The organism is Colwellia sp. 5_MG-2023, from assembly GCF_030547795.1.
Lineage (GTDB): Bacteria > Pseudomonadota > Gammaproteobacteria > Enterobacterales > Alteromonadaceae > Colwellia.
This window is the reverse complement of record NZ_JAUOPW010000003.1, coordinates 221,449-242,147: the sequence shown is the minus strand read 5'-3', so window position 1 is coordinate 242,147 and position 20,699 is coordinate 221,449. Positions and strand designations below refer to the sequence as shown.

General features: G+C 36.3%; 16 protein-coding genes. 9 read left to right on the top strand and 7 right to left on the bottom strand.

What is annotated here, in order from left to right:
* The first annotated feature begins 286 nt into the window (after window positions 1–286).
* Window positions 287–1,234 carry a CvpA family protein gene (locus Q4496_RS04130; RefSeq protein WP_215972226.1) on the top strand — a complete coding sequence of 316 codons (948 nt, stop codon included), beginning with the start codon at window positions 287–289 and terminating at the stop codon, window positions 1,232–1,234.
* A gap of 169 nt (window positions 1,235–1,403) precedes the next feature.
* On the opposite strand, the gene Q4496_RS04125 is transcribed toward Q4496_RS04130, so the two are convergent.
* From Q4496_RS04125 to aroQ, 4 genes are all read right to left on the bottom strand, one after another.
* Window positions 1,404–1,562: an oxidoreductase-like domain-containing protein gene (locus tag Q4496_RS04125; protein ID WP_215972225.1), complete on the bottom strand. Its 159-nt coding sequence runs from the start codon at window positions 1,560–1,562 to the stop codon at window positions 1,404–1,406.
* A gap of 133 nt (window positions 1,563–1,695) precedes the next feature.
* A complete protein-coding gene (gene accC, locus Q4496_RS04120; protein ID WP_215972224.1) occupies window positions 1,696–3,042 on the bottom strand; it encodes an acetyl-CoA carboxylase biotin carboxylase subunit in 1,347 nt (448 codons plus the stop codon).
* Between the two features lie 23 nt (window positions 3,043–3,065).
* Complete coding sequence (gene accB, locus Q4496_RS04115) at window positions 3,066–3,518, bottom strand: acetyl-CoA carboxylase biotin carboxyl carrier protein (protein ID WP_215972223.1); 453 nt, start codon at window positions 3,516–3,518, stop codon at window positions 3,066–3,068.
* A gap of 94 nt (window positions 3,519–3,612) precedes the next feature.
* The gene (gene aroQ / locus Q4496_RS04110) at window positions 3,613–4,062 is read right to left on the bottom strand and encodes a type II 3-dehydroquinate dehydratase (RefSeq protein ID WP_215972222.1); all 450 of its coding nucleotides are present in this window, start codon (window positions 4,060–4,062) and stop codon (window positions 3,613–3,615) included.
* A gap of 635 nt (window positions 4,063–4,697) precedes the next feature.
* Between aroQ and Q4496_RS04105 the strand changes: the two genes are divergently transcribed.
* From Q4496_RS04105 to Q4496_RS04095, 3 genes are read left to right on the top strand one after another with little or no spacing between them, the layout of a single operon-like run.
* Window positions 4,698–4,982 carry a hypothetical protein gene (locus Q4496_RS04105; RefSeq protein WP_252727398.1) on the top strand — a complete coding sequence of 95 codons (285 nt, stop codon included), beginning with the start codon at window positions 4,698–4,700 and terminating at the stop codon, window positions 4,980–4,982.
* Window positions 4,960–6,186 carry a hypothetical protein gene (locus tag Q4496_RS04100; protein WP_215972221.1) on the top strand — a complete coding sequence of 409 codons (1,227 nt, stop codon included), beginning with the start codon at window positions 4,960–4,962 and terminating at the stop codon, window positions 6,184–6,186. The genes Q4496_RS04105 and Q4496_RS04100 overlap by 23 nt, the downstream gene beginning before the upstream one ends.
* A gap of 14 nt (window positions 6,187–6,200) precedes the next feature.
* Window positions 6,201–8,636, top strand: coding sequence for an EAL domain-containing protein (locus Q4496_RS04095; RefSeq protein ID WP_215972220.1), 2,436 nt, complete (start codon window positions 6,201–6,203; stop codon window positions 8,634–8,636).
* Window positions 8,637–8,721: 85 nt separating this feature from the next.
* Here the strand turns inward: Q4496_RS04095 and Q4496_RS04090 are convergent, their stop codons facing one another.
* Complete coding sequence (locus Q4496_RS04090) at window positions 8,722–10,665, bottom strand: protein-disulfide reductase DsbD (protein ID WP_215972219.1); 1,944 nt, start codon at window positions 10,663–10,665, stop codon at window positions 8,722–8,724.
* A 425-nt stretch (window positions 10,666–11,090) separates the two neighbouring features.
* Here Q4496_RS04090 and Q4496_RS04085 point away from each other — a divergent pair, with 425 nt between their 5' ends.
* The 3 genes from Q4496_RS04085 to groL all read left to right on the top strand — a co-directional run bounded on the left by Q4496_RS04085 (window position 11,091) and on the right by groL (window position 13,953).
* On the top strand, window positions 11,091–11,642 hold the full coding sequence (locus tag Q4496_RS04085) for an FxsA family protein (protein ID WP_215972218.1): 552 nt from the start codon (window positions 11,091–11,093) through the stop codon (window positions 11,640–11,642).
* A gap of 293 nt (window positions 11,643–11,935) precedes the next feature.
* Entirely contained in the window at window positions 11,936–12,226 is a 291-nt protein-coding gene (locus Q4496_RS04080; protein WP_215972217.1) for a co-chaperone GroES, read from the top strand.
* Between the two features lie 74 nt (window positions 12,227–12,300).
* Window positions 12,301–13,953: a chaperonin GroEL gene (gene groL / locus Q4496_RS04075; RefSeq protein ID WP_215972216.1), complete on the top strand. Its 1,653-nt coding sequence runs from the start codon at window positions 12,301–12,303 to the stop codon at window positions 13,951–13,953.
* A gap of 176 nt (window positions 13,954–14,129) precedes the next feature.
* Here the strand turns inward: groL and Q4496_RS04070 are convergent, their stop codons facing one another.
* Window positions 14,130–15,401 (bottom strand): amidohydrolase family protein, encoded by a 1,272-nt coding sequence (locus Q4496_RS04070; RefSeq protein ID WP_215972215.1) that lies wholly within the window; start codon window positions 15,399–15,401, stop codon window positions 14,130–14,132.
* Window positions 15,402–15,644: 243 nt separating this feature from the next.
* Here Q4496_RS04070 and Q4496_RS04065 point away from each other — a divergent pair, with 243 nt between their 5' ends.
* Both Q4496_RS04065 and Q4496_RS04060 read left to right on the top strand, forming a co-directional pair.
* Window positions 15,645–18,059 (top strand): TonB-dependent receptor, encoded by a 2,415-nt coding sequence (locus tag Q4496_RS04065; RefSeq protein ID WP_215972214.1) that lies wholly within the window; start codon window positions 15,645–15,647, stop codon window positions 18,057–18,059.
* An 89-nt stretch (window positions 18,060–18,148) separates the two neighbouring features.
* Window positions 18,149–19,735, top strand: coding sequence for a sulfotransferase (locus Q4496_RS04060; RefSeq protein ID WP_215972213.1), 1,587 nt, complete (start codon window positions 18,149–18,151; stop codon window positions 19,733–19,735).
* Between the two features lie 21 nt (window positions 19,736–19,756).
* On the opposite strand, the gene Q4496_RS04055 is transcribed toward Q4496_RS04060, so the two are convergent.
* Complete coding sequence (locus tag Q4496_RS04055) at window positions 19,757–20,566, bottom strand: RecX family transcriptional regulator (protein WP_215972212.1); 810 nt, start codon at window positions 20,564–20,566, stop codon at window positions 19,757–19,759.
* Window positions 20,567–20,699 lie beyond the last annotated feature (133 nt).

Here is a 20,699-nt window from a genome sequence, read left to right as displayed (position 1 = left end):
ATTACTTGAAAGTACAATAGCGACATTTTTAATATATCTATTTTGTTAAGTGTCGAGCTACTTAGAATCTACCCTGATAGAGTTTTATTTTCTTTATTTTCAATCAACGTATTTTGATATTAATGTAGGTAGTTATATTATGTTGATAGTCTATAAGTTGTGTTTATAAGGCTTTTAATTGGTTTGTGTAGAAAATAATTTAGTCAACTTGCTATCAGTAAGGATGCTTGAATGTAATCATTATAGTGTTTAGTATTTGTGACTACTTATTTAAAAGGAAAAATACATGATTGGAATAATACTGTTTTCAATAGTTCTACTTTACTTTATCTATCGTGGCTATTGTCTTGGTTTAGGCTTAGTTATTGCTCGCATCGCGAGTTTAATTGGCGGTTATTTTATTGCGCTAAGTTTTGCAACCAAGGGGGCAGCACTGATCAGCGAAAAAACAGAGCTTCAAGGGCTAGTTGCTTACTTTGTTGCAGGCGTTGCAATATTTGTTATCAGTTGGATAGTCATTTCAATCACACTTAAAATACTCCTTAGCATTCTTGGTAAACTAACGGATGGAAAGTCAGAATTACCTTGGTTTGGTGCAATCGCTAATGGTTTGATAGGTGCTGGAGTCGGATTAGCCTTGGTTTGGTTCGTTAATATAGCGAATACAGCATTGAATAATGGCGAATTACCACAAAATAACCTAATCAATAATTTATCACAACAGTTTATGGGAGAGACTATTGATAGTGTGCTGGCTCAACAATTTCCAAAGACGCCGCAATTGGTTGGTGTCGCTTCATACGTTTTGAAAAATCCTGCTCGAGGAATACAAGATGGTTTATTTCTCGCTAATGATCCTGATGTTAAAACATTAGTGAACAGCAAGAAGATTAGCCGTATGGTAGAAGAAAGAGATGTGCTCGGTTTAATGACTGCGCATGAAATCAATACTGTTCTTGATAAAAAAACGGTACAGCGTATTTTAGCTGAAACGAATGTGTTGGGCGATGTTGATGTTACCGATAAAACAGCGGTAAAAATGAGACTTACTGAAGAGGTTATGACCACGTTGATTCGTGTCGAAGTTGTAAAACAGAACCCTCGTTTTAAACAACTTAGCAGTGATCCTGAGCTTACTCGCATGTTAAATAATGGTGATGTTGTTGGCTTGATGGCTAGCCCTAAGGCGAAAGAACTCGCACAAATTATTATGGACTCTGGCATTATCAAATAGAGCGCTATGATAAAAATATTAGTGAGAGTTTGTATTTTTCCTTTATTTATCAACTAGTATATGCCAGTAATACATATGAGGTTAATAGGCTTTAGTCACTGTAATGCACTAAAGCAAGCTTCAGGAGTTGATGATGAGAAGTCGTTGATGAAGGCTAGCATCATCGACTTTACTCTTTTTCTAGCCCTTGTTCTTTTAATTTTGCTTGCGCAATACGCCACTTTTGTAATTCAGCATAATAATGATCCCAAACACAAGGATTACAGGCTCCACCGCCACAACAATCATCATCTTGTGGTGCTGTAGGTTTTTCTAGTTGTTTTGTCATTTTTTACTCGTTGTTCATATTTATATCTTAATGATATATATTCAGTTTATGGTAAACATTTTACCGTAAGTTGCTAGGAAAAAAAAAGCTCTGCAAATGCAGAGCTTTAAGTATTCAGTATTCAAAAAAATCTTTAACCAAACTCAGAAAGTTTCTTTTCTAAATAGTGAATGTTGGCCCCACCATTTACGAAACCTTGATCATTTAATATATCTTGATGCAAAGTGATATTTGTTTTAATACCGTCTATTACAAGCTCTGAAAGTGCGTTACGCATACGTGCAATTGCTACGTCACGATTATCACCCCAAGTGATTAGTTTACCAATCATAGAGTCATAATGAGGAGGTACTGAGTAGTCAGCATAGATATGCGAATCCCAGCGAACACCTAAACCACCTGGTGGGTGAAAACGCGTAATTTTACCCGGAGAAGGGATAAAAGTACGAGGATCTTCAGCATTAATACGACATTCAATTGAATGACCTGAAATTTTAATATCTTCTTGCGTGTAAGATAATGGTTGTCCAGCAGCTACACGTAGTTGCTCTTTAATTAAATCTACACCTGTGATCATCTCGGTTACAGGATGTTCAACTTGAATACGTGTGTTCATTTCAATGAAATAGAACTCACCGTTTTCATATAAGAACTCGAAAGTACCAGCACCACGATAATTAATTTCAATACAAGCATTACAACAACGTTCGCCGATTTTTGCGCGCATTTCTGGTGTTATACCTGGGGCAGGTGCTTCTTCAACTACTTTTTGATGACGACGTTGCATTGAACAATCACGTTCACCTAAGTGAATAGCTGAACCTTGTCCGTCAGCCATGATTTGAATTTCAACATGACGTGGGTTTTCAAGGAATTTTTCCATGTAAACCATATCATTTTTAAAAATGGTACCAGCTTCTTTCTTTGTTAATGCAATAGATTCAATTAACTCTTCTTCGGTACGCACAACGCGCATACCACGACCACCACCACCACCAGCAGCTTTAACAATAACAGGGTAACCTATGCGCTTAGCATGGGCTTTGTTTACTGCATCGTCATCATTTAATGGACCGTCAGAACCAGGTACGCAAGGCACACCTGCAACTTTCATCGCTTTGATTGCAGCAACTTTATCACCCATAATTCGGATGCTTTCAGCTTTTGGGCCGATAAAGGCAAAACCTGATTTTTCAACTTGTTCAGCAAAGTCAGCATTTTCAGCTAAAAAACCGTAACCAGGATGAATAGCAACAGCATTAGTTACTTCTGCTGCGGTTATGATCGCAGGAATATTAAGGTAACTATCGGGAGCTGGAGCCTTACCAATACAGATGGTTTCATCTGCTAATAAGACGTGCTTCAAGTTTTTATCCGCAGTGGAATGTACAGCAACAGTTTTAATACCAAGCTCTTTACAAGCTCGTAATATTCTTAAGGCAATTTCGCCACGGTTGGCGATAACAACTTTATCTAACATGGAATGACCCTTTTTGGTTGGGCTTATTCAATGATGAATAGCGGTTGATCAAATTCAATAGCATCTTCATTGTCTGCTAGTATTTCTTTGATAACACCTGATTTATCAGCTTCGATTTGATTCATCATCTTCATTGCTTCAATAATACATAATGTATCACCAGCGTTAACATGTTGGCCTACTTCGGCAAAAGCAGGTGAATCTGGAGATGCTGAAGCGTAGAAAGTACCAACCATTGGAGAGCGAACAACATGGCCAGACAGTACTGGTGCTGCTGCCTCATTTGCAGGTGTTGCTACTGGTGCTGCAGCAGCTGGTGCTGTAATCGGTGCTGCTTGCATTACTGGTGCTGGAGCAGCTGTTACGGGAGCGCCGCGACATATACGAACCGATTCTTCTCCCTCAGAGATTTCTAATTCATTGATGCCTGACTCTTCTACTAACTCAATAAGTTTTTTGATCTTACGAATATCCATTACGTTACCTTATTTCAATTTGCTTTAATTAATATTAAGTTAGTTATTATAACTAACTATTATTTTGTTATTTACTACAGCTAACAACAGCTATTTAACGTTTTCTCAACCAAGCTTCTGCGGATTGTAGTGCATAACTATAGCCATCTGCACCTAAGCCACAAATCACCCCGGTTGCTACATCAGACAAATACGAATGATGTCTAAATTTTTCTCTTGCATGCACATTAGATAAGTGTACTTCGATAAAAGGTATATCTACTGACAATAAAGCATCACGAATAGCGACACTTGTATGTGTAAATGCTGCAGGGTTTATAATAATAAAATCTACTTTTTTATAAGCTTTATGTATTGCTTCTATAAGTAAGTGTTCAGCGTTAGATTGTAAGTGAGAAAGTTTAACTTCTTTCGCTAGTGCTTGTTTTGCTAATGCGTCAATTATTTCGTCTAATGTTTGTGCACCATAAATTTCAGGCTCACGTTTGCCTAACATATTTAAATTAGGTCCATTTAACACCAAAATCTCAAACTTAGTACTCATCTTCGCTAAAAACACCTTAAAGTTGATATTAGCCACAATAATTACATAAATTGATAATATTGTGAATAAAAAAACGTTTTTTTTTATTATTGACGATTATTATAGTGTTTTCGCAGAATATAGCAGCAAATTACTGGTCTTATCTCTTTGCCGATATAAAAAATGGTTATTTTTATAATTGTTTACTACACTGATAAGATAAATAGTGATAATTAAAACACTGTTTTTAAAGGGATAGTTAAAATAGTTAGGTAAGAAAAATAATACTTTGCGATTTTTATTTATTATTAGTAATAACAAAGTATTCCTTGTGTTAAACATGTGGTTTCTGATATCTTGTTGATGTATTTTGGATTTTATTTAGCATTTTCAAATAACTATAGGTTTTTTTATAGTTATTACCAATTACCGTGATTATTAAATCCCCCTACTTATTAGTTGGTAAATACTTAACAAATGTTTATTTTGAATATTGTTAGGTATAGAAGGATTGTATTATCAAAACACCTTACTTTTTATGCTTACTTATCTTTTTAGGTTGTCTTAGTGCAACGGCTTCGGCTGTTGAAGTTATTATACATCCTACTGTTAGCGAAACTACATTAACCACTTCGCAATTACGGCGTATTTATACTATGCGGCAAGTGCAATGGAATGACGCTCAAAGAATCACTGTTTTTGTTTTACCTCGTCAGCATGCGCTTCATTTACGTTTTAGTAAAGAGCGTCTACAAATGTTCCCTTATCAACTCGATCGCATATGGAATAAATTAACTTATTCTGGGTTAGGGGTCGCACCGATTACAGTTAATACGCCAGAAGAACTTCTAGAAGGAGTTAGAACGACACCTGGTGCAATTGGTTACGTAAAAGAAACTCAAGGAATGGAGGGTGTACATGTTGTTAAAATTACAAACTAAAGCGGTAAACTTAGCTATGAGAAGATTCTTTTTTGGCATATTAGTTACACTATGTGTATCGATATCTTCGGACAAGCTTTCTGCTCAAGATTTTCAATATCATGGCTTTGTTGCTCAAGGGATCATTGACGTTGAAAATAGTGATTTTGTTGAAGATGATGGCGCAGTATCATCTAAACTAACCGAAGTGGGATTTAATGCTTCTTATCAGCTAAATGATAATTTGCGGCTAGCAGGTCAAGTTGTCTATTTAAATGGTGGTAATAGATACGCTGAAGGTGTTCGTATCGATTACGCTTTGTTAGATTGGTCAATGTATAAAAGCTCAAGTTGGCAGGCTAATCTTTATTTAGGACGCTTTAAAAATAATCATTGGCTTTATTCTAGTTCTAGGGATATTCCATTTGCTCGTCCCAGTATTATTTTACCACAATCTGTTTATTTTGATGGTTTTCGAGATATTGCTGTTGGCGGAGATGGCGCGGCACTTAAAATCAGCCATAGTGATGATGACTATGGTAATTTTGATTTCAACCTGAGTTACGGTACTTCGAAAATTTCAGATAAGCAGGGTGAAATCATTTTAGGTGATAAAATTAAAGGCTCAATAGAGCAGGACTCTGATTTTCAAACCAGTTTATATTGGCAACCTAGCTTTTCTTCGTGGCGATTTGGGATATCTTATTTAGACTCAGTGTTTAATTATGATGCGACAGAATTTGGGGATTTATTTTTTGATGGCAAATTTTCTTTCAAATTTTATACTATCAATGCTTTATATGAAGGAGAACGTTGGGAGCTAAGTGGTGAAATTTATCAAGAAACTTTTGACTCTAAAGGATTTTATACCCCTACGTATAGTAAAGCTCCGATTGGACAAGGAATGTATATACAGTCCCGATATAAGGTAAATGATGAGCTAACTTTACTTGCTCGCTATGAAAACTTTTATAATGATCGAGATGATAAAAATGGGAAAGCAATGTCTGAGGAATATGACGGCCTTATTCCTGCTTATTTTGGGTATCATAGAGATACCGTCATTGGTTTGTCATACGATTTTTCTAGTAATTTACGACTAAGGTTAGAATACCACTGGTTTCAAGGAGGTGGTAGACTTACTCCTGTTGTTTTACCTAATCCACAAGTGAATGATGCAGAAAACTGGGAGCTTGGTGCTGTGCAGTTGATGTATTGGTTCTAATTGAGACGTTATTGATGATGAAAAAGTTTATTAGTGTCCCAACGAAATTATTAATATTAATAGTATCAACACTATTAATATTAGCTGTCGGGTTTTCAGCATTATCTTTATCTCGACTACAAGACGACTATAAACAATTTCATCAAGATACTTTAGCGCAAGGTAAAGTGCAGTTTGCTTTGCACAGTGATATTCTTCGTTCAAAAATGAACGTTTGGCTTGAATCATTCTCTGAAATTACCAAGTTTTCACAACAGCAAGACTTCACTATTTTTGCTGAACAACTTGCCAATCAATTCGATGGTTTACAGTTAAACCTAAATATAGAAAATATTTGGTTGGTTGATGCCAATAAAAATTCACTATTTGAAACCTCTGCTATGCCTGAGTTTGCATACGATAATATTGACCGCGTTTTAAGGCTTCAAAGTCCTAATCATCAAGTACTATGTCAACAACAATGTTATTTATTACTCAGCGTTCCTTTATTGAATAACCATGGTGATGTATTAGTTATTACTATGACTGCGAGTCTAGTTGATATGCTTTATGCAATTAATACTTCGCTAAATAGTGAAGTGGCTGTAGTGAGTTTCTCTTCAGAATCAGGTGAAGTGAATAACGAAGTTAATGTCATTTCATCATCTAATATGCCGTTAACTCAATCTCTTCTTGCAGTTAACGACGAAATGAACATTGACTTAGTCATTAAAGATGGTTTGAAAATAGAGCAGTACGGTAAAAGCTATTTGGTTAACTTTCTCCCATTAGCTAATGATAATAAAAGAGAATTTTATCTGTCCCTAATAGATGATGTTACGCTTTTTGAAGAAAAAAATGCTCAATATAGGCTACAGTTTTTAATGTCGCTCAGTGGTATCTTTATGGTACTGGGGTTATTTCTTTATGGCCTCGCTCGGTTGTTTACGAAACGCTTATTACACTTGTCAAGTGCACTTCCTTTACTCGCCAATAAAAAGTTTGATCAATTTAGAGAGATTAAATTAAAAAGACCAATGTTATTTTCTGATGAACTCGATATTTTAAGTGACTCTGCTTTAGAGCTAAGCTATGAGTTAGAGCAATTAAATATTGAGGTGGAACAAAAAACCAAAGAGTTAGAAAATATTGCGATGTATGATTTACTCACTGGTTTACCTAATCGTAATATGCTGAATTATCAATTACGTAAATCAATCGCTAATATTGGTCGTTACCCTGGTGGGGTTGCTGTTTTATTTTTAGATTTAGATGATTTTAAAAAAGTAAATGATAGCAATGGTCATACCGAAGGCGATAAGTTGTTAATTCAAGCGGCTGATCGTGTACGTTTAAGTGTTGGTAAAATGGATTTAGCCTGCCGCTTTGGTGGTGATGAATTTGTGGTGGTGCTAGGGGGCTTAAATTCAGTAAATGAAGCGATTAATATTGCAGAGCAATTACTTGCAGAATTTAAAGAGCCTATAAAGCTTGGCTCAAGTATTTTTTATGTGTCAACAAGTATCGGTATTTCCTATACAGAGTCGAGTAGTGAAAAAGCAGAAGATTTAATTGCTCATGCAGATATTGCCATGTATGAAGCAAAAGACAATGGCGGTAGTCAATTCCATATTTATCACCAAGAAATGTTTCAGCGGGTTGCTCACAGGGTTATGCTTGAAGGAGAAGTTCGTCAAGCACTTGCTAAACAACAGTTTACGTTAAGTTTACAACCGCAATTAAGGGCAATAGATAATAAAATATATGGCTTTGAAGCATTACTACGTTGGAAGCACCCTGAGCGAGGTATGGTTTCACCCGAAGACTTTATTCCTATTTTAGAAAACTCTCAGCACATGATTGAATTAGGTTATTGGATTATTCATCGTTGTTTTGAGTTAGCGATAATGATTAAAAAGCAAGGGTTAACGGATGTTAAAATTGCTATTAATTTATCAGCTGGGCAATTTATTGATATCAATTTGCCGAACTATTTACAAAGCTTATTGGATGAATTCTCCTTATCTGCGGATAGTTTTGAACTAGAGTTAACAGAGCAAACGTTAGTAAAAGATATAGAGCACACCATTGTGATGATGGATAGTTTGAAAGAGATGGGGTTCAGCTTTGCCATTGATGATTTTGGTACAGGGTATTCGTCATTAGCGTATATTAAAAAAATGCCAATTGACGTTATTAAAATTGATAAAAGTTTTGTTTTTGGCATGTTAGAAAATCATGCTGATTATCAAATTATTATGTCGACTATTGCGATGGTGAAAAATTTAGGCTTAACGGTTATTGCTGAAGGTGTAGAAACAGCGGCTCAATTACGAAGCTTAACGGAAAATGAATGTGATCTAATTCAAGGTTATTATTTTTCGAAACCCGTGCCAGAAATAGATTTGATAGAATTTATTCAAGAATATACTCATAATGGTTACTGGAAAACTCAAGTGGGAAAAACCTGATAAGTATAACAGAAATGTAAATGTTAGCTTTCATCCACCAGTATCTGACTGGTAGATGATATTTACGTTGATGTATATGCTACTGCTAAAATATAGTATTGATATGCTCACTAAATTTGTCAGCCTTCATAAAGCCAGTTACACGTTGTAGGCTTAATTCTTTTCCGTTTAAATCAAAAAATAAAATTGATGGTAAACCAAATACATTGAAGTGATCCATTAATTCTATATTTTGCGGCAAGCTTGTTTCGGTTAAATCAACTTGTAGTAAAAGTGAGTTAGCAAGTGCCTGTTGTACTTTTTTATCTGGAAAAGTATATTCCTCAAATTCTTTACAAGCAACACACCAATCTGCATATAAATCTAACATGACTGTTTTACCTTGGCTATTAGCCAGGGCAATAACTTCTGTTAATTCTTTCAAGGTAGTTACTTGGGTAAAATGTTGAATTTGGCTCTCTTGATTCGTTATTATTGATTGTCCGTTGTTGCTTGAATTATTGTTAACTACATTGCCATTTGATGTAACGTTATTAGGAGTAAATAATTGATAGAGCATATTAGCTCCCCAAAATAGCATTAGAAAAATGATTAATGAACGCAAGCCAAAGGCAAAGCTCTTAGCGGTTTTCTCTGTTGACTGTGAAGCCGTATTGATGTTGGCCACATATAAATAAGTAGCTGAGCTTAATATCAATATTGCCCATAGCGCATCACTGGCAACTTGGGGAATAAAGCGCTCTAATAAAAATATTGGAACAGCGAGTAATAATAGGCCGAAAATATTTTTTATAATATTCATCCAGGCACCAGCTTTAGGCAATAGTTTCCCCCCCGAACTACCTAACACTAATAATGGTAATCCCATGCCTAAACTTAGCGCATACAAGGCGGAAGCGCCTAATACCACATCACCTGTTTGTGAAATATATAATAAAGCACCGGTTAAAGGTGCGGTGGTACAAGGGGAAGCAACCAAGCCTGAAATGACACCCATCATTATAACACCTGTAACTGACCCGCCTTTTTGTTTATTACTTAAACTATTTAAATAATTTTGCCAACTAGCAGGTAGGGCTAAGTTGAACAAGCCAAACATGGATAAGGCTAAAAAGATAAACAAAATACTAAGGGCAATTAACACATAAGGATGTTGAAAAATAGCTTGGAATTGCGCGCCAGCAAGTGCAACGACTACACCGAGCAAGGTATAAGTAACGGCCATACCTTGCACGTAAAAGAACGATAACGTAAATGCTTTCTTGGTAGTTAAAGGTGTTGAATTATTATTACCAGCACCAACAATAATGCCCGTTAATATAGGGTACATTGGAAATACGCAAGGCGTAAATGACAATAAAAGCCCACCTAAAAAGAAAGCAACTAGCGTTAATAGTAAGCTCCCTTGCTTTAACATATCAGCGAGTTGGTGTTGTTCACTAACCATTGAGGTTTCTGGTTTTTGTGTTGAAGACGTTTCAGTTGCATCACTATGTAAAGCTGATAATACAGCAGCAGATGTGTTTTTGTTGGTTTGTTCTAATACTTGATCTAGTGAAATTTGTTTTTTTGTTGGAGGGTAACATAATCCCTTGTCAGCACAGCCTTGATAGCTAACTGTAATAACAGCGTTTTTGTCAGCTTGCTCGATATTAAGTGTTAAATTTAAAGCGGTTTTATAAATTTGTTGCACACCAAAAAATTCATCTTCATGCTCTATACCTTGTGGTAAATCTATTTCAGCTATGCGGGCTGTATCACTCGTAAATTTAAATTGATGGCGATAAAGGTAATAGCCTTCGCTGATATCAAAGTTAATATGCAGTAAATTCTCATCTTGATCAAAGTTAAAAACAAAGGCTTGATCTACCCTTAAAAACTCATTGTCATTACTAAATAATGATGGTCCAGATGTGTCAAAAATAGATTGCTGTGCATTACTAACTGCAGAACTTAAACCTAGCAGTAGAGCAAATAATATAATAAATGTTCTAGCAAAAAAGTTTAAAAATGATGATGGATTTTTCATTAGTACTACTTTAATTTTCACTGATCCAGTTTAAATAGTGCTTATTGCCTTGCTGGATATTCAAAGCAATCACTTCAATTACATTCTCTTAGCTACATTGTAGGGATGCAGCTTATTAATTCGAGTATTTAATTGTATCAAATTATCACTTTCAGTTTTTATTAATAGCTGCAGTTTTTTATACAGTAACTTTTTTTGATTAATGATGTCGCAACTATAAGGCATCATTTGCTCAGCTATAGGTTCGTTAGCGGTAATAGCGCCTCTTATTAGTTAGATATATCTAAACCTAAAGCACACCACAAGATAACATCGGTTTCTTAAAAAAAAGTTAACAATATCCGTGATAAGTAAAGTAAAAGCCATTTACGCTTGAAAAAGACCCGTTTAGCCCAATATATCTTACAAAGAAAACAGGAGTCTTTATGTTTCGCTTATTATTTGCGCTATTTATTATTATACCTATTATTGAAATCACAGTGTTAATGCAGGTTGGGGAGCTAATTGGCGCTTGGCCAACCATTGCTATTGTGATCCTTAGTGCCTGGCTTGGCGCTAAATATGTACGTCATCAAGGCTTAGCTACTTTACAATCAGTACAAACTAAAATGGCAGAAGGAGAGATGCCTTCAGGCGAAATAGTGACTGCTTTAGTTTTACTAATAGCCGGTATACTGTTGGTGACACCAGGTTTTGTTACTGATATTTTTGGTTTACTTCTACTGATACCTAATGTCCGTCAGGCTTTAGCTAGCAAAGTACAAAAGCATATTAAAACTAGTCAAGGTAATGGGTTTGGTGCAAATGCACATTTTCATTCTTCTACCTTCACGCAAGAAAATGGTCATATTTATGAAAATGAAGTTGATATAACGGTCGATAGCGACACTGTCTTCACGCAGAACAAAGCTATTTCTTCTGATAAAAATCATCATCAAGGCGAAACTCTAGAAGGTGACTTTAAGCGAAAAGACTAGTAACCCAGGTAATATACCTTTTTGTCATGGTTATATTGATAGATTTCTTCGTTGAATTTATGTTGATCAATTGTTTATTGAGAGGGACATGTTCTTAGCATTTACATGAATAATCTGACCATATAACTAATCGAACATTAAATTAATATTTTTCAATCAGTTAAAGTTTTTAAAAACAGAGTTAAAGTTAAATAATCAAAAAAATACAGTAAAGACTTGTGAAGTATTTTTTTAACCCCATTAATTACACACAAACATATTTGTTATAACCAATAATTCTCAGGAGAAAATAAATGAGCATTCGTCCATTACATGATCGCGTAATTGTAAAACGTAAAGAAGTTGAATCTAAATCAGCCGGTGGCATTGTGCTAACAGGCAGTGCAGCAGAAAAATCAACTCGCGCTGAAGTCGTGGCTGTTGGTAAGGGTCGTATTTTAGAAAATGGTGATGTACGCCCATTAGACGTAAAAATTGGTGACCAAGTAATTTTCTCTGAAGGTTACGGTATGAAAGCTGAGAAAATTGACGGCGAAGAAGTATTGATCCTTTCAGAATCAGACATTTTAGCAATTGTTGAGTAAGCTCAATAATTAAGTATTTAATTTGATGTAGAGCATTGCTCCATCTAAATTCACAAAAAATAGGAAGAAATAACATGGCTGCAAAAGACGTATTATTTGGTAACGACGCTAGAGTAAAAATGCTTAGAGGCGTAAACATTTTAGCTGACGCGGTAAAAGTAACATTAGGCCCTAAAGGTCGTAACGTAGTATTAGACAAATCTTTTGGTGGTCCAACGATCACTAAAGATGGTGTAAGTGTTGCTAAAGAAATTGAACTTGAAGACAAGTTTGAAAACATGGGCGCACAAATGGTGAAAGAAGTTGCTTCTAAAGCCAATGATGAAGCAGGTGATGGTACAACTACTGCTACTGTTTTAGCTCAAGCTATTGTTAATGAAGGTTTAAAATCGATTGCTGCGGGTATGAACCCAATGGATCTTAAGCGTGGTATCGATAAAGCAGTAATCGCTGCTGTTGCTGCATTAAAAGACCTTTCTTCACCAGTAACTGATAATAAAGCTATTGAGCAAGTAGGTACTATTTCTGCTAACTCTGATGAAACTGTTGGTAAAATCATTGCAACAGCAATGGATAAAGTAGGCACTGAAGGTGTTATTACTGTTGAAGAAGGTCAAGCGCTAACTGATGAGCTTGATGTTGTTGAAGGTATGCAGTTTGATCGTGGTTACTTATCACCTTACTTTATGACTAACCAAGAAAGTGGCACGGTTGAATTAGAAAATCCATTCATTCTACTTGTTGATAAAAAAGTTGCGAACATTCGTGAATTATTAACGACTTTAGAAGCCGTTGCTAAAGCAGGTAAACCTTTACTTATTATTGCTGAAGATGTTGAAGGCGAAGCATTAGCAACATTAGTTGTTAACAACATGCGCGGTATTGTGAAAGTTGCAGCCGTAAAAGCACCAGGTTTTGGTGATCGTCGTAAAGCAATGTTACAAGATGTAGCTACGCTAACAGGCGGTACTGTTATTTCTGAAGAAATCGGTATGGAACTTGAAAAAGCAACATTAGAAGATTTAGGTCAAGCTAAGCGTGTAATCATTTCTAAAGACAACACCACTATTATTGATGGCGTTGGCGAGGAAGCTGACATTCAAGCACGTGTTGCTCAAATTCGTGGTCAAATTGAAGACTCTTCTTCAGATTACGATAAAGAAAAACTGCAAGAACGTTTAGCTAAATTAGCTGGCGGTGTTGCCGTCATCAAAGTTGGCGCAGCCACTGAAATGGAAATGAAAGAGAAAAAAGCCCGTGTTGAAGATGCATTACATGCAACTCGTGCTGCGGTAGAAGAGGGCGTTGTTGCCGGTGGTGGTGTAGCACTTGTGAGAGTTGCTGAAACTATTAAAGATCTTGAGGGTATTAACGAAGATCAAACACACGGTATTAACGTGGCTATTCGTGCAATGTCTGCTCCATTACGTCAAATTGCAACTAACTCAGGTGACGAAGCATCAGTTGTGTTAAATGAGGTACGTAACGGTAAAGGTAACTATGGTTATAATGCCGGTAACAGCTCTTATGGTGATATGTTAGAAATGGGTATTCTTGACCCAACTAAAGTAACGCGTTCAGCACTTCAGTTTGCTGCATCTGTTGCTGGTTTAATGCTAACTACCGAAGCTATGATCACAGATGCACCAGTTAAAGATGCTGGCGCTCCTGCAATGCCTGATATGGGCGGCATGGGCGGTATGGGGGGGATGGGAGGCATGATGTAAATCATGCTTGATTAAATCGCCTACTTCTGCGTTGCTTAATTGCTCGTTTAAGAAACACTAAACGTCGCAATTAAGCGCCTTGAATTAGACAATTTACTCTACGCATCACCCTGATGTTCTAAAGCCCAAATAGTAGTATTTGGGCTTTTTGTTATCTTGCTTGCTCTGATATGCGCTTATTGTTTATAAACAACACCTGCTTTCATCACAAAAGGTATATTTTCTAAAGTACTAATGTCTTCTAAAGGGTTACCTTTAACAGCAATTATATCACTCGCGAATCCCTTTTTAATTTGCCCTAGCTCTTTATCCATTTTTAATAATCTAGCACTGTTAATGGTAGCCGCTTGAATAGCTTGTAACTCAGTCATACCAAATTTAACCATGCGAGAAAACTGCTTTGCGTTATCGCCGTGAGGGTAAATAGCCGCATCAGTACCAAACACCATTTTTACACCTGCTTTTACCGCACGACTAAAACTATCGCGCTGCTTTTTAGATACCTGACGTTCTTTATTTAAGTTCTCTTCGTCAACCCCATTTTGCTCACCATAGGTGAGGGTGTACTCAGTATTATAAATATCCATAGAAAACCAGGTGCCATGTTTTAAAGCGAGTGTAATTGCTTCATCATCTAAAAAGCTAACGTGTTCTACACTATCTACACCCGCTTTTATTGCGGCTTTTATTCCACTTGTGCCATGAGCATGTGCAGCAACGGGTAGGTCACGCATATGAGCTTCTTCCACAATTGCTGTCATTTCAGCTAGTGAATATTGTTGTACACCGACTTTTGTTCCTTTTGAGAATACACCACCGGTTGCACAAAATTTAATGGCATTAGCACCGTACTTAATGTTTTCACGTACTTTAATACGCACATTCCAAGGACCATCTGCAACACCTTCAGCTGTATGTTTTAGCTCTGGAGGTAAGCGATTATTATCACAATGTCCGCCTGTTATACCAAGTGATGGACCAGCAGCCCAAATGCGTGGACCAACAATATCTCCTGCGTTAATTCCATCACGTACTGCTATTACGCTATAGCCTGCAGCTCCGACATTTCGAACAGTGGTAAAACCAGCCTCTAATGTTTTCTTGGCAAAGTAAGATGCTTTAATTGCCATGCGAGGGACAGACTGTCCTAAGCGTTCACTTCGAGATACAGTAGGATCACTGGTTAAATGTACGTGCATATCCATTAAGCCAGGGATTAACGTAAGTTCAGGTAATTGAATATATTCATCACTTTCTTTAATCGAAGGTTTTTTATTGCGTTCAACGGCTATGATTTTTCCATTATCAATCGTTACTAGAGGAGATGTGATGAGTTTACCGTTTTGCACGTCAAGCATGGCTTTTGCTGTAATGTAAGTAACGGCATGTGTTTGTAAGCTAGTAATACACAATAATGCAAGGGAAGTTGATAATAATGTTTTTTTCATAAATTTTTTCTTATAGGGCAATTTTATTCGTTTAAATGTAGCAAAGCACTATATCTATAGCTATGTAAATGTTGGATAAAGGAAGGTGGTTTATTTATTGTTCTTAAATATCAATAGAATAGGATAGAAGAATATAATTAACCTATCAGGTAAATTTAATTCATTTATATTGCCTTTTTAAACGGAACATTAATCGGTAGACTCAATATCTTTAATAAAGTCGAAGATCTGAGGAATGATTTAATGTTTAAACCGAGCACATTGGCGTTGGCTGTTTCAGGGGTATTATCTGGAACAATACTGATTCCAAGCACTGTTTTTGCACAAGAAAAAACAGTTGTAGAAGATAAATCATTAGAAATAATTCAAGTAAGCGCGACACGAAGAAGTGGCAGTGTACAAGAAGCTCCTCTAAATATTACTGCGCTTGATGGTGACCTATTGGCTAATCAAAATATCAGCGAATTAGCTGATGTTGCTCGTTGGGTTCCGGGTTTAAACATTACAGACCAAGGTGGTCGTTCAGGATCTCCTATTATAGTACGCGGTTTAAATACTAATTCATCAGGACCTGATTCAGATGGTGGTACCGTTGCAACCTATATTAATGAAATACCTGTTGCCATTGATATGCGTTTAGTTGATGTTGAACGCGTTGAAGTGCTTATTGGGCCACAAGGTACATTATATGGAGCCGGTACTTTAGGTGGCGCGATTCGTTATATTTTAAAAGCCCCTGAACTTGATTATACGTCTGGTGAGATATACGGTGATTTATTCCAAAATAAAGAGAGTGATTCTTTAGGTGGTGAAGGCGGTTTTATTTTTAACATGCCGCTGATTGATGACGAACTTGCTGTTCGTGCAAGTTTAAATATATATGAAGATCCCGGTTTTATTGACTACAACTATGTGTTGAGTGAACCAGGTGTATCTCTACCGGATCCTGATTGGACTGATAGCGAAGCTGTTAATGATAATTTAACACAAGCAACAGATGCTAATGGTGAAACGACTACATCTGCACGTATTTCTGTGCGATGGAAGCCAAGTGATGTATTTGAAGGTACATTAAACTATTTTTACCAAAATCAAGACAGTGAAGGTCGTTCAATTGTTCATTACAATTCACTGAGTGCAGATAACGGATTAAGTGGTTTAGTGGGGAAATATGAATCAGCTTATCGTTATCAAGAGCCACGTGAGAAAGAAGATCAATTACTTAGCTTAGAATTAAAAGCTGATTTAGGCTTTGCAGAGTTAGTATCTGCTACTGGTATATCAAGCTTTGAGGCGGATGGTCAACGCGATCAAACAGATTTATTAATTCGTTTAGATTATGGTTATGAAGAGTTTCCAGCGTTTTCAGCGTTTACACGTGAAGAAGAAGAACAAGATACGTTTACTCAAGAGTTACGCTTAGTATCAAAATCTGAAAGTGATTTTAGCTGGATTGTTGGTTTGTATTATAACAAACTTGAATTAGATGCCACTAGTAAGGAATTTACTCCAGGATTTGGTCAGTTTGCTGTTGATGAGTTTGGTGGTGATCAAATTCGTCCTGACGAACTTGAGTATTTCTCTGTAGATAACAGTGAAATAACAGAGTCGGCTATATTCGGTGAGTTGGCTTACCAAGTGACAGAAAAACTCAATGTGACTTTAGGGGCTCGATTTTATAAATATGAAATCGAGGCTGAGTCGGCGGTAGATTTTCCATTATTTAATACAGTATTCGGTGGCGCTGGCCCAGATGATATAAGCCTAATATTTGAAGAGAATAATGCAAAAGATGACGGAAACTTATTAAAATTTAATGCTAAATATCAATTTACAGATACTGTTATGGCTTATGCAACGGTCAGTGAAGGTTATCGCATTGGTGGTTCTAACGCGATAGTCGTATGTCCAGACCCTTTACCTGCAAATCAATCGGGTTGTGTTCAAGCAGATAACAAACTTTATGATGCTGATACAACCACAAACTATGAACTTGGTTTCAAGAGTACGTGGTTGAAGAATAAACTACATTTTAATGCTGCCATCTTTAATGTAGATTGGGAGGATGCACAAGTTAGTGGTGCAACAGAGGTTGGCCAATTGCCGTTTATTTCAAATGCTGGTTCAGCTAATGCGAAAGGATTAGAAGTTTCAAGTCGCGCAATAATAAGTGATTCACTTACCGCTTTTGCAACATATGCTTATACTAAAGCTGAGTTAACTACCGATGCGCCATTCCTGTTTAATACTGACGGTACTGATGGTGCTGAAGATGGCGATAGACTTCCAGGGTCTCCTGAACATCAGTTTTCATTAGGTATCAACTATCAAACAGAAGTGTTTGACGATAAAGTGCTTGATATTAACTATGGCTTAACAGCGCAAAGTGATGCCATTACTAAAGTAGGATTACATGATAATGGCGAAAGCTTATCCGGTTATGCTTTAAGTAATATTTCAGCTAAGTTAACAGCTGATAATTGGTCGACTACTTTTTATGTTGATAATTTATTTAACAAATATGCAGTTACGTCGGTACGCCGTTCAAATGCTGACATCACTACAGCGAATGGCACAGAAATTCAACGTAATTATGGTTATTTTATAAACAGGCCATTAACTGTTGGTGTTAAATTCAATTATAAATTTGAAATATAGTTTATAATTAAGTTAACAAAAAAGGCTCAAATTTATTTGAGCCTTTTTTATTTTGTAACCTATAACAGTAAGTTCTACATAGTAAAAATATGGAAATACGCTTAAAACAACTTCATCAAAATGCGATACGCGATCTTAATCAAGGTAATATACAACAGGCGCACAAAGCGCTGGTTGAATTAGTGACGCTTAAACCAGATTTTGCCGATGGATATTTTTTGATGGCGATGGTTAATTTACGTGTTGGACAAATTAAAAAAGCAATTGGTTTACTAGAAAGAACACTATCATTTGGTGATAGTCGGATAGAATATACCGCTCAATTAGCAAAGTGTTATGCAATTACAGGGCAATTAGAGCTTGCTAAAAAAACAGCATTAAGAATTCCACTAAATAGTATAACACTTGCTTTGGATGCTGATACTTTAGGTGTAGCATTAACTCAAGTTGGGTTACATGAATACGCTGTAGAATATTTTGAGCGTGCCTTAACGCTATGTGATACCGATAAACCACAATATTCGCAGTTTTATTATAACTATGGCGTGTGCGCTAAATTCCTAGGTTTATTTACAAAAGCAGAAAGGGCATTTGAACAGGCTATTATACTCAATCCTTTGCACCATCAGAGCCACTTCGCCCTTGCTGATCTAACGAAAGCTAATGTAGATAAAAATCATATAGCAAGATTAGAAAAAATAGCAAAGCAGGTATCAAGTCCTGATGCTCTACTGCATATCGGTCATGCACTTGCAAAAGAATATCAAGATATAGGTGACTTTAATTCGGCCTATTTAGCATTACTGCAAGGAAAGATGGCAAAACATCATCAAGCACCATTTGATAATAATACTTCTAATGAGTTATTTGAGCACATTAAAAAACTGAGTGAAGATAATCAACAGCTTAAAAGTACAGGTAATCCAACATGTGAACCTATCTTTGTATTAGGTATGCCACGTTCAGGAACAACCCTTGTTGAGCGAATTTTATCAAGTCATAGCGATGTGCAATCGGCAGGTGAATTACAAGACTTTGGTTTATGTGTAAAGAAGCTGACTCAAACGCCTTCGCCGCATGTGCTCGATATAGAAACACTTAACCAAGCATACTTACTAAACTACGAACAGTTAGGAAGTAGTTACTTACAATCTACGCGTGTAGTAACCGGAGGAAGTAAACACTTTATAGATAAATTACCATTTAACTTTTATTATATCGACTTAATCACCAAAGCTTTACCAAATGCTAAAATTATTTGTTTGTTACGAGATCCTATGGATACCTGTATTGGCAATTATCGTCAGTTATTTTCAATTAATAATCCTTACTATAGTTATTCGTTAAATTTACTCGATACTGCCAAGTTTTACAGTCGTTTTCATAAACTCGTTGAGCACTTTCAATCACTTCATAACACTATTAAGCTAGTAAAATATGAAGAGTTAGTGGCGAACCCCGATCAAGAAATAAAAAGCTTAGTGGAATTTTGTGATATAGAATGGCAACACGCTTGTATCGATTTTCATTTAAATGATGCTCCAGTTTCTACGGCAAGCAAAGTACAAGTTCGCCAGCCCCTTAATAATAAAGCTATAGGTCGTTGGCGCGCATTTAAACCTCATACAGATGAAATAGAAAAGTACTTGATAAATAAAGGGGTTATAAAAAGTTAGTTTTAAGTTTAACTAAAGGAGCTATTCGATATCTAATGTCATCACTTCTTTTATGTCATCACTAGTAAAACCTTTGCGTGATAAATAAGCATAGGCCTTAGATTTGTCTTTGTAATCAGATAAATCGTATTTCTTTTTAGCCAATTGCTCTTTACAACTTTGGTGAAAGTCGATGTCTCCGGCCAGGGTCAGTTGGTATAGGGTTTCTTCAAACTCACTCACATCAATAAGGTTTTGCTTGAGTTCATTAAGGATAAGCGTTTGTCCTTTGCCTTTTCGGTATAACTTCATAATTTCAGTGGCAAGCTCAGCTTTTTCAGCTTTTATTGCCATTTTACTGCGTAATGTTGCCTGGGCTGGGTGTTGTGATAACGCTTGATCTATCTGTGAGCGAGAAAAGCCTCGGGTTGTCATTTGAGCGTAAACTTTTTCCTTGCTCGTTCCTTCAAACGTTATATAGCGAGACTGTAGCCGATTACTTGCCATTTCATTGAAATTAATATCTTGTTCTTCAACCACTTGCTCGATTGCTTTTTCAATATCACTTGACGATATCCCACGCATTTTTAATTTGTGTTGTACCGCAGCTTTTCCTATTTCATTGTTAAATGCAGACTCGCAATAACGTATGGTAAATTCAAGGTTATTTTTTAAATAGCCACGCTCTATAAGCTGGGTAATAACAGTCTCTATCCATTCAATGTTTTCCGTTTTTCGCTCTAACTTGCTACGAATTTCAGCAATAGTAAAATCTTGTTGGCTTAGATGCCAATAGGCACTATTGAATACGTTGTCGATATTTTTTGCTTGTCGAAGTGGTGGTCGTTGCATAGGTCAAATCTTAATTTTAATGTTAGCAGCGTCAGTTTAGCAGAAGCTTACGAGCATTAAAAAAATGCTAATAAGTTTAGGTGTAAATATCGTTAATTACCAATATAGCTAATTAACGGTATTCGATAAGTTT

What these genes read in the sequence shown, in the direction of transcription:
- groL (WP_215972216.1), top strand. Translation starts at nt 12,301, where the DNA reads ATGGCTGCAAAAGACGTATTATTTGGTAACGACGCTAGAGTAAAAATG.
- Q4496_RS04060 (WP_215972213.1), top strand. Translation starts at nt 18,149, where the DNA reads ATGGAAATACGCTTAAAACAACTTCATCAAAATGCGATACGCGATCTT.
- Q4496_RS04125 (WP_215972225.1), bottom strand. Translation starts at nt 1,562, where the DNA reads ATGACAAAACAACTAGAAAAACCTACAGCACCACAAGATGATGATTGT.
- Q4496_RS04080 (WP_215972217.1), top strand. Translation starts at nt 11,936, where the DNA reads ATGAGCATTCGTCCATTACATGATCGCGTAATTGTAAAACGTAAAGAA.
- Q4496_RS04070 (WP_215972215.1), bottom strand. Translation starts at nt 15,401, where the DNA reads ATGAAAAAAACATTATTATCAACTTCCCTTGCATTATTGTGTATTACT.
- Q4496_RS04090 (WP_215972219.1), bottom strand. Translation starts at nt 10,665, where the DNA reads ATGAAAAATCCATCATCATTTTTAAACTTTTTTGCTAGAACATTTATT.
- accC (WP_215972224.1), bottom strand. Translation starts at nt 3,042, where the DNA reads ATGTTAGATAAAGTTGTTATCGCCAACCGTGGCGAAATTGCCTTAAGA.
- accB (WP_215972223.1), bottom strand. Translation starts at nt 3,518, where the DNA reads ATGGATATTCGTAAGATCAAAAAACTTATTGAGTTAGTAGAAGAGTCA.
- Q4496_RS04055 (WP_215972212.1), bottom strand. Translation starts at nt 20,566, where the DNA reads ATGCAACGACCACCACTTCGACAAGCAAAAAATATCGACAACGTATTC.
- Q4496_RS04085 (WP_215972218.1), top strand. Translation starts at nt 11,091, where the DNA reads ATGTTTCGCTTATTATTTGCGCTATTTATTATTATACCTATTATTGAA.
- Q4496_RS04130 (WP_215972226.1), top strand. Translation starts at nt 287, where the DNA reads ATGATTGGAATAATACTGTTTTCAATAGTTCTACTTTACTTTATCTAT.
- Q4496_RS04065 (WP_215972214.1), top strand. Translation starts at nt 15,645, where the DNA reads ATGTTTAAACCGAGCACATTGGCGTTGGCTGTTTCAGGGGTATTATCT.
- Q4496_RS04095 (WP_215972220.1), top strand. Translation starts at nt 6,201, where the DNA reads ATGATGAAAAAGTTTATTAGTGTCCCAACGAAATTATTAATATTAATA.
- Q4496_RS04105 (WP_252727398.1), top strand. Translation starts at nt 4,698, where the DNA reads ATGCGGCAAGTGCAATGGAATGACGCTCAAAGAATCACTGTTTTTGTT.
- Q4496_RS04100 (WP_215972221.1), top strand. Translation starts at nt 4,960, where the DNA reads ATGTTGTTAAAATTACAAACTAAAGCGGTAAACTTAGCTATGAGAAGA.
- aroQ (WP_215972222.1), bottom strand. Translation starts at nt 4,062, where the DNA reads ATGAGTACTAAGTTTGAGATTTTGGTGTTAAATGGACCTAATTTAAAT.